The organism is Alkalihalophilus lindianensis, assembly GCF_032843265.1.
Taxonomy (GTDB): Bacteria; Bacillota; Bacilli; order Bacillales; family Bacillaceae_D; genus Alkalihalophilus; species Alkalihalophilus lindianensis.
Genome location: NZ_JAWJBA010000504.1, coordinates 1 through 262 on the forward strand (window position 1 = coordinate 1; position 262 = coordinate 262).

General features: G+C 48.5%; 1 protein-coding gene. It reads right to left on the minus strand.

Going from position 1 to position 262, the window contains the following annotated elements; translation table 11 throughout:
* The coding region (locus RYX56_RS23205; protein ID WP_317124238.1) for a proton-conducting transporter transmembrane domain-containing protein at positions 1-262 on the minus strand (262 nt) is incomplete at both ends.

Below are 262 nucleotides of genomic sequence, written 5' to 3' on the forward strand. Positions count from 1 at the left end.
CTACGATGCTCATCACAGCTAAGAACCAATGCTGAGTCGTTACCGCAGCCATCACCACCAAGAACTTACCAATGAAGCCTGCAGTGTGTGGAATACCAGCTAGAGAAAGCATCATCACGGTTAGTACAGCAGTCAATACTGGACGACGCCAGAACAACCCACGGTAGTCAGCCAAGCTTTCTGCTCCTGCTACGTTGTTGTATGGGCTAGACATTAATGCCACTGCACCAAACGCACCAATAGTCGTCAAGACATAGGTAAT